Consider the following 8673-nt stretch of genomic DNA (forward strand, 5'->3'; position numbering starts at 1 on the left):
CGGCGCGGCCCGGACGGCGCCCCGGTGGCCGGCCGCAACTACGCGCGGTCCGGGACGGAGGAGATCGACCGCCTCTTCGACCGGGCCGCCGCCGAGCCCGACCCGCCCGCCCGCCGCGCCCTGCTCCAGGAGGCCGACGCGCGGATCTGGCAGCTGGGCCACTCGGTGCCGCTCTTCCAGCGCCCGGAGGCGGTCGCGGTCCGGGACGGCGTGGCGGGCGCCGGCATCCGGGGCCTGGCCCGCCCCCGCCTCCAGGACCTGGGCTGGGCCGCCTGACGGGCCGCGGCGGGGACGGCGCGGCGGGGAGGGTACGGCCCAGTCGTCCCGCCGCTGTCGGACCGCGGCGACCCGGGCCGGCCGCCCCGTCGATCGTGGCGTCCGCGGGGTGAACGGGGCGTGACCGAGCTGTGATCTTGGTCCCGGCCGTCCTGCCCGTTTCGGCCGAGCTGGGCGGTTCCCCGTACCATAGGAGGAAGCCGTGGCATGTCCTGCCCGGCGGGTGGACCGGTAGTAGCAGGCGGAACGGGTGGTGGCGACCGAGGGGTCGCAAGTGCGCGTCACGCAGCCGGGCGCCGTAACCCACGATTCCAGGAGAATCCGCTAGGCATGCCCACGCGCAACGACATCCGTAACGTCGCCATCGTCGCCCACGTCGACCACGGCAAGACCACCCTGGTCGACGCCATGCTCAAGCAGGCGGGTGCGTTCGCGGCCCACCAGCAGCTGGACGACCGGATGATGGACTCCAACGACCTGGAGCGTGAGAAGGGCATCACCATTCTCGCGAAGAACACCGCGGTCAAGTACCACCCCAAGGATGGTGGCGCGCCGATCACCATCAACATCATCGACACCCCGGGCCACGCCGACTTCGGTGGCGAGGTCGAGCGCGGTCTGTCGATGGTGGACGCGGTCGTCCTGCTGGTCGACGCCTCCGAGGGCCCGCTGCCGCAGACCCGCTTCGTGCTCCGCAAGGCGCTCACCGCGCGGCTGCCCGTCATCCTCTGCATCAACAAGACCGACCGTCCGGACGCCCGGATCGACGAGGTCATCAACGAGACCTACGACCTCTTCCTCGACCTCGACGCGGACGAGGACCAGATCGAGTTCCCGATCGTCTACGCCTGCGCGCGTGACGGCGTCGCCTCGCTGACCAAGCCGGACAACGGCACCGTCCCGGGCGACAGCGACAACCTGGAGCCGTTCTTCTCCACCATCCTGGAGCACGTCCCGGCCCCGACCTACGACGCGGACGCCCCGCTGCAGGCCCACGTCACCAACCTGGACGCCGACAACTTCCTCGGCCGCATCGCGCTGCTCCGCGTCGAGCAGGGCGAGCTGCGCAAGGGCCAGACGGTGGCCTGGATCAAGCGCGACGGCAGCATCTCCAACGTCCGCATCTCCGAGCTGCTGATGACCGAGGCGCTCACCCGCAAGCCGGCCGAGGTGGCGGGCCCCGGTGACATCTGCGCCGTCGCCGGCATCTCCGACATCATGATCGGCGAGACCCTGGCCGACACCGAGAACCCGATCGCGCTGCCGCTGATCACGGTGGACGAGCCGGCCATCTCGATGACCATCGGCACCAACACCTCGCCGCTGGTCGGCAGGGGCGGCAGCGGCAAGGGCGCGGACGCCAAGTCCGGCGCCAAGGTCGACCGCAAGGTCACCGCCCGTCAGGTGAAGGACCGCCTGGACCGCGAGCTGATCGGTAACGTCTCGCTGCGCGTCCTGGACACCGAGCGTCCGGACGCCTGGGAGGTGCAGGGCCGCGGCGAGCTGGCGCTGGCCATCCTGATCGAGACCATGCGCCGTGAGGGCTTCGAGCTGACCGTCGGCAAGCCGCAGGTGGTCACCAAGGAGGTCAACGGCAAGACCCACGAGCCGGTCGAGCGGCTGACCGTGGACGTGCCCGAGGAGCACATGGGCGCCGTCACCCAGCTCATGGGCATCCGCAAGGGCCGGATGGACAACATGTCCAACCACGGCTCGGGCTGGGTCCGGATGGAGTTCGTCGTCCCGTCCCGCGGTCTGATCGGCTTCCGGACCGAGTTCCTCACCAACACCCGCGGCACCGGCATCGCGCACTCGATCCACGAGGGCCACGAGCCGTGGTTCGGCCAGCTCACCACCCGCAACAACGGCTCGCTGGTCGCCGACCGGGCCGGCGTGGTCACCGCCTTCGCGATGACCAACCTGCAGGAGCGCGGCGTGCTCTTCTGCGAGCCGGGCACCGAGGTGTACGAGGGCATGATCGTCGGTGAGAACTCGCGCTCCGACGACATGGACGTCAACATCACCAAGGAGAAGAAGCTCACCAACATGCGGTCCTCGAACGCCGACGTGGCCGAGTCGATCGTCCCGCCGCGCAAGCTCTCGCTGGAGCAGTCGCTGGAGTTCTGCCGCGAGGACGAGTGCATCGAGGTGACCCCGGAGACGGTTCGCATCCGTAAGGTCGTCCTCGACCAGAAGGACCGCGGCCGTACCGCCTCGCGCGCCAAGAAGGCGTGATCACGGCGTTCTGAGCCCCTCCGGCGGTGCTTTGGCCGGAAACGTTCGCCCCCCTTTCCGATGGAGAGGGGGGCGAACCTTTTCAACTACTCCACGCTGTCGACGCGCGTATAAACGGAATAGCGCCTACCACGCGAAGATGTCCGCTGAGCGAACGTGACAGTCCGTCATTCATGACGACTGTCCGGTTGATGCCTGTCTGAGTATGTCTCTTATGTCCGATTTTCGAAACTTACCGACCGTTCATGTGACCTAATTGAGATCGCCAGTGGTCACTTTCGTGTCCGTGCGTGACACATAGTGGGTGCAGTCAGGCTCGGGTCAAGGGTTAACGCGCAGGGGTGCGCGCCGAAACCACGAGCGCGGACGGCACGGCGGACCGGACCAACCGCCCGCGGTGCTCTCCTCGTTGGAAAGTCGAATTCAGGAGGCATCCCCCATGCGTGGTGCAACCCAGACCAAGTGGATCGTCGCGGCGACCGCGATCGCCCTCGCGGCGACCGCCTGCAGCACCAGCTCGAAGAGCGAGGACAAGGCCGCCTCCGGCGGCGGCACGATCGCCGTCCAGCTCGGTGAGCCGCAGCACGGGCTGGTTCCGCAGAACACCGCGGAGTCCGAGGGTGCCGAGGTCCTGAACGCGCTGTTCGCCGGCCTGGTCGAGTACGACAACAAGACCAACGAGCCGAAGCTGCGCGTCGCCGAGTCGATCGAGTCCCCCGACAGCAAGGTCTGGACGATCAAGCTGAAGGACGGCTACACCTTCCACAACGGTGAGAAGGTCACCGCCCAGTCCTTCGTGGACGCCTGGAACTGGGGCGCCAACCAGGACAACGCGGCCGAGGGCCTGCCGTTCTTCGCCAAGATCGAGGGCTCCGCCGACCTGGCCCCGGGCAAGGACAAGAAGCCGGCCACCGACAAGCTCAAGGGCCTGCAGGTCGTCGACGACAAGACCTTCACCGTCACCCTGACCAACCCGTTCTCCCAGTTCAAGACCATGCTGGGCTACAACGCCTTCTACCCGCTGCCGAAGGCCTTCTTCCAGGACCAGAAGTCCTTCGAGGAGGCCCCCATCGGCAACGGCCCGTTCCAGATGGACGGCAAGTGGGAGCACAACCAGCAGATCAAGGTCAAGCGCTACGACAACTTCCCGGCCGCTGACGGCAAGGCGAAGCTGCAGGGCGTCACCTTCAAGATCTACGACAAGCTGGAGACGGCGTACAACGACCTGCGCGCCGACAACATCCAGGCCACCGACAAGCTCCCGATCTCGGCCATGGGCACGGTCAAGGGCGAGTTCGGCGACCGCTACATCTACAAGCCGGAGTCCGGCGTCGGCTACATCGGCTTCCCGATCTCGACCAACCCGGCCACCTACGGCAACCCGGAGATCCGCAAGGCGATCTCGATGGCGATCGACCGCGAGGCGATCACCAAGACGATCTTCTCGGGCACCCGCGTCCCGGCCGACGACTTCATCAACCCGCTGATCCCGGGTTACCGCAAGGGCGCCATGGGCGACGCGGCGAAGTACGACCCGGCCAAGGCCAAGCAGATCTTCGACACCGCGGGCGGCGTCCCGGGCAACACCATGGAGCTCGGCTACAACGCCGACGGTGGCCACAAGGAGTGGATCGAGGCCGTCGCCAACCAGCTGAAGAAGAACCTGGGCGTCGACGTCACGATCAAGCCGTTCGAGAAGTTCGGCAAGATCCTCGACGCGCTGGGCGACAAGCAGTACTCCGGCGGCTTCCGCATGGCGTGGTCGATGGACTACCCGTCGATCGAGAACTACCTGCGTCCGATCTTCTCGAAGGTCGCGATCGAGAACGGCTCGAACTACGGCGGCTACGTCAACGAGCAGTTCGAGTCGCTGCTGGACCAGGCCGACCAGGCCAAGACCCCCGAAGAGGGTCAGAAGCTGTACCAGCAGGCCGACGACATCCTGATCAAGGAGCTGCCGTACATCCCGGTGTACACCTACATGTCGTCCGCCGCGTACACCAAGAAGATCAAGAACTTCGACACCGACGCCCAGGGTCGCATGAACCTGGACGAGGTCGAGCTCGCCGGCTGATCCGGTTAATCAGACGAACGGGGGCGGGTGGACCGGACCACAGTCCGAGTCCCCCCGCCTCCCTTCCTTGTCCGAAAGTATGGAGGTCTGATGGGCCGCTATGTCATCCGCCGACTTATACAGGCAATCCCTGTCCTGATCGGTGCGACGTTCCTGATCTACTGGCTTGTCTTCAGCCTGCCCGGTGACCCGGTGCAGGCGCTGGCCGGCGAGAAGAAGGCCGACCCGCTCGTGGCGGAGATGATCCGCCAGAAGTACCACCTGAACGACCCGTTCCTGCTCCAGTACTGGAACTACATCACCGGTGTCTTCCAGGGCGACCTGGGCGAGAGCCTGACCGGTCGTTCGGTGAGCGACATGATCGGTGAGGCATTCCCGTTCACCGTCAACCTCGCCATCGTGGCCTTCATCATCGAAGCGGTCATCGGTGTTCTGGCGGGCGTCATGGCGGCCCTGCGCAAGGGCAAGTTCCTGGACCAGCTGGTCCTCATCAGCACGCTGTTCGTGATCTCGATCCCGGTGTTCGTCACCGGCTTCGTGCTCCAGCTGGTGCTCGGTGTGAAGCTGAAGAACGACTACGGCCTTGAGATCTTCTCGGTCTCCTTCAACGAGGAGGACGGGCTGCGGGCGTACCTGCTGCCGGCCTTCGTCCTCGCCTCGACCTCGCTCGCGTACGTCGCCCGCCTGACCCGCACCAGCCTGATGGAGACCATGCGCGCGGACTACGTCCGCACCGCGGTCGCCAAGGGCCTGAAGCGCCGTCGGGTGATCGGCCGGCACGCCCTGCGCAACGCGCTGATCCCGATCGTCACCTTCCTCGGTGCCGACCTCGGCGGTCTGATGGGTGGCGCGGTCATCACCGAGAAGATCTTCAACATCCACGGCATCGGCGGTCTGCTCGCCCAGGCCGTGTACCAGAAGCAGGGCACGATCATCGTCGGCGTCGTCACGCTGCTGGTGCTGATCTACCTGGTCACCACCCTGCTCGTGGACCTGCTGTACGCCGTGCTCGACCCGAGGATCCGCTATGAGTGACACCATCACCAAGGGCGCCGAGGCCCCCTCCGGGGACAACACCCCCAAGACTTCGCCGGAGAAGAAGCCGGAGCGCGTCGCCAGCCTCTGGTCCGACGCGATCCGCGACCTGCGCCGCAACCCGGTCTTCATCATCGGTGCGGTGCTGGTGTTCTGCCTGCTCGTGATCTCCGCGGTCCCGGGACTGTTCACCGACGGCAGCCCGACCGACGGCAACGCCTGCGACCTGGCGAACTCGCTGCAGCGGCCGAGCGCCGAGCACTGGTTCGGCTTCGACGTCCAGGGCTGCGACATCTACACCCGCACGGTGTGGGGCGCCCGGAACTCGATCATCGTCGGTGTCCTGACCACGTTGCTGGTCACCGTGGTGGGCGGTCTGCTCGGCCTCTGGGCCGGCTGGAAGGGCGGGGTCACCGACTCGATCCTGTCCCGCTTCACCGAGATCTTCTTCTCGATCCCGCTGCTGCTCGGCGGCATGCTGATCATGTCGATGCTGCCGTGGGCGGGCAACGCCCTCAGCGTCTCGCTGGTCATGGCGGTGCTCGGCTGGCCGCAGATCTTCCGCATCATGCGCGCCTCGGTGCTGGCCAACAAGAACAACGACTACGTGATGGCCGCCCGTGCCCTGGGCGCCGGCTCGGGCCGGATCACCTTCCGGCACATCGTGCCGAACGCCGTCGCGCCGGTCATCGTGGTCTCCGCGATCAGCCTGGGCGTCTACATCGGTGCCGAGGCCGCGCTGTCCTACCTGGGCATCGGTGTCCAGCCGCCGCAGATCTCCTGGGGTCTGATGATCAGCGACGCGCAGGCCCGCTTCCTGGACGCCCCGCACGTCCTGCTCTTCCCGGCCGCCGTGCTGAGCGTCACCGTGCTGGCCTTCATCATGCTCGGCGACGCGGTCCGCGACGCCCTCGACCCGAAGCTCCGCTGAGAGAAGAGGTGACGACCCGATGACCACCGTGATCGAGAAGAACCAGAAGAACGGCCGCCTTGAGGTTGGCACCCCGCTGCTGGAGGTCAAGGACCTCCACGTGGAGTTCCACACCCGGGACGGCGTCGCCAAGGCCGTGAACGGCGTCAACTACTCCGTGGCCGCGGGCGAGACGCTGGCGGTGCTCGGCGAGTCGGGCTCCGGCAAGTCGGTGACCGCCCAGACCATCATGGGCATCCTCGACATGCCGCCCGGCAAGATCGCCCAGGGCCAGATCCTCTTCCGCGGGCAGGACATGCTCGCGATGAAGGAGGAGGAGCGCCGGCAGATCCGCGGCCAGAAGATCGCGATGATCTTCCAGGACGCGCTCTCCTCGCTGAACCCCGTGATGACCGTCGGCGCCCAGCTCGGCGAGATGTTCCGGGTGCACCGCGGCGCCTCCAAGAAGGAGGCCCGGGAGAAGGCGATCGAGCTGATGGAGCGGGTGCGCATCCCCGCCGCCAAGCAGCGCGTCGGCGACTACCCGCACCAGTTCTCCGGCGGCATGCGCCAGCGCATCATGATCGCCATGGCGCTCTCCATGGAGCCCGACCTGATCATCGCCGACGAGCCCACCACCGCCCTGGACGTCACCGTCCAGGCCCAGGTGATGGACCTGCTCGCGGAGCTGCAGGCCGAGTTCAACATGGGCCTGATCCTGATCACCCACGACCTCGGCGTGGTCGCCGACGTCGCGGACAAGATCGCCGTGATGTACGCCGGCCGGATCGTCGAGACCGCCCCGGTGCGCGACCTGTACGCCAACCCGGCGCACCCGTACACCAAGGGCCTGCTCCGCTCCATCCCGCGCCTGGACCAGAAGGGCCAGGAGCTGTACGCGATCAAGGGCCTGCCCCCGAACCTGCTGAAGGTTCCGGCCGGCTGCGCGTTCAACCCCCGCTGTGACGTCGCCACCGACCTGTGCCGCACGGAGATCCCGAAGCTGCACCAGGTGACCGACAAGGACGGCAAGGAGCTCACCGGCCGCCGCAGCGCGTGCCACCTCTGGAAGGAGACCCTCCATGGCTGAGCCCATCCTGGAGGTCAAGGACCTGGTCAAGCACTACCCGCTGACCCAGGGCATCCTGTTCAAGAAGCAGGTCGGCGCCGTCAAGGCCGTCGACGGCGTCTCCTTCGAGCTGGGGAAGGGCGAGACGCTCGGCATCGTCGGCGAGTCCGGCTGTGGCAAGTCCACGCTGGCCAAGGTGCTGATGAACCTGGAGCGGGCCACCTCCGGCCAGGTGCTGTTCAAGGGCGAGGACATCTCCAAGCTGTCCGGCGCGGCCCTCAAGGCCGTCCGCCGGAACATCCAGATGGTGTTCCAGGACCCGTACACCTCGCTCAACCCGCGCATGACGGTCGGCGACATCATCGGCGAGCCCTTCGAGATCCACCCCGAGGTGGCTCCCAAGGGCGACCGCCGCAAGGCGGTCCAGGACCTGCTGGACGTCGTCGGCCTCAACCCGGAGTACATCAACCGGTACCCGCACCAGTTCTCCGGCGGCCAGCGCCAGCGCATCGGCATCGCCCGCGGCCTCGCGCTCAAGCCGGAGATCATCATCTGCGACGAGCCGGTCTCCGCGCTCGACGTGTCCGTCCAGGCCCAGGTGATCAACCTGCTGGAGCAGCTCCAGAACGACTTCGAGCTCTCCTACATGTTCATCGCCCACGACCTCTCGATCGTCCGGCACATCTCCGACCGCGTCGGCGTGATGTACCTCGGCAAGCTGGTCGAGATCGGCACGGACGAGGAGATCTACGAGAACGCCACCCACCCGTACACCCAGGCGCTGCTCTCCGCGGTGCCGGTGCCGGACCCGGAGGCGCGCGCCAACCGCGACCGGATCATCCTGACCGGTGACATCCCCTCGCCGGCCAACCCGCCGTCCGGCTGCCGCTTCCGCACCCGCTGCTGGAAGGCGGAGGAGCGCTGCTCGACCGAGGTCCCGCTGCTGGCGGTGCCCGAGGTGCTGAGCGGCCCGGCCAAGCACCAGTCGGCGTGCCACTTCGCCGCCGTCCGGGAGACGGCCGCGGCCTGACCGCCGGTCCGTTCCCGCCCGGAGGGGCCCGTCGCCGATCACGG

6 protein-coding genes and 1 pseudogene are annotated in these 8673 nt (G+C 67.4%); all 7 read left to right on the top strand.

The genetic code is table 11. The features are described 5' to 3' along the window. Positions 1 to 276 (top strand): annotated as a pseudogene (locus ABD308_RS16325) (ABC transporter family substrate-binding protein); the annotation flags it as partial. 330 nt (positions 277 to 606) lie between these two features. Continuing rightward, positions 607 to 2511 (top strand): translational GTPase TypA, encoded by a 1905-nt coding sequence (gene typA, locus ABD308_RS16330; protein ID WP_344334166.1) that lies wholly within the window; start codon positions 607 to 609, stop codon positions 2509 to 2511. A 439-nt stretch (positions 2512 to 2950) separates the two neighbouring features. Then, positions 2951 to 4585, top strand: a complete 1635-nt coding sequence (locus tag ABD308_RS16335; protein ID WP_344334168.1) for a peptide ABC transporter substrate-binding protein — start codon at positions 2951 to 2953, stop codon at positions 4583 to 4585. Between the two features lie 90 nt (positions 4586 to 4675). Further along, positions 4676 to 5620, top strand: coding sequence for an ABC transporter permease (locus tag ABD308_RS16340; protein WP_344334170.1), 945 nt, complete (start codon positions 4676 to 4678; stop codon positions 5618 to 5620). Beyond that, the gene (locus tag ABD308_RS16345) at positions 5613 to 6551 is read left to right on the top strand and encodes an ABC transporter permease (RefSeq protein ID WP_344334172.1); all 939 of its coding nucleotides are present in this window, start codon (positions 5613 to 5615) and stop codon (positions 6549 to 6551) included. Before ABD308_RS16340 ends, ABD308_RS16345 begins: the two co-directional genes overlap by 8 nt. A gap of 19 nt (positions 6552 to 6570) precedes the next feature. Next, positions 6571 to 7620 (top strand): ABC transporter ATP-binding protein, encoded by a 1050-nt coding sequence (locus ABD308_RS16350; protein WP_344334174.1) that lies wholly within the window; start codon positions 6571 to 6573, stop codon positions 7618 to 7620. After that, a complete protein-coding gene (locus tag ABD308_RS16355) occupies positions 7613 to 8629 on the top strand; it encodes an ABC transporter ATP-binding protein (protein ID WP_344334176.1) in 1017 nt (338 codons plus the stop codon). The genes ABD308_RS16350 and ABD308_RS16355 overlap by 8 nt, the downstream gene beginning before the upstream one ends. Positions 8630 to 8673 lie beyond the last annotated feature (44 nt).

Source organism: Kitasatospora putterlickiae (genome assembly GCF_039527695.1).
GTDB lineage: Bacteria > Actinomycetota > Actinomycetes > Streptomycetales > Streptomycetaceae > Kitasatospora > Kitasatospora putterlickiae.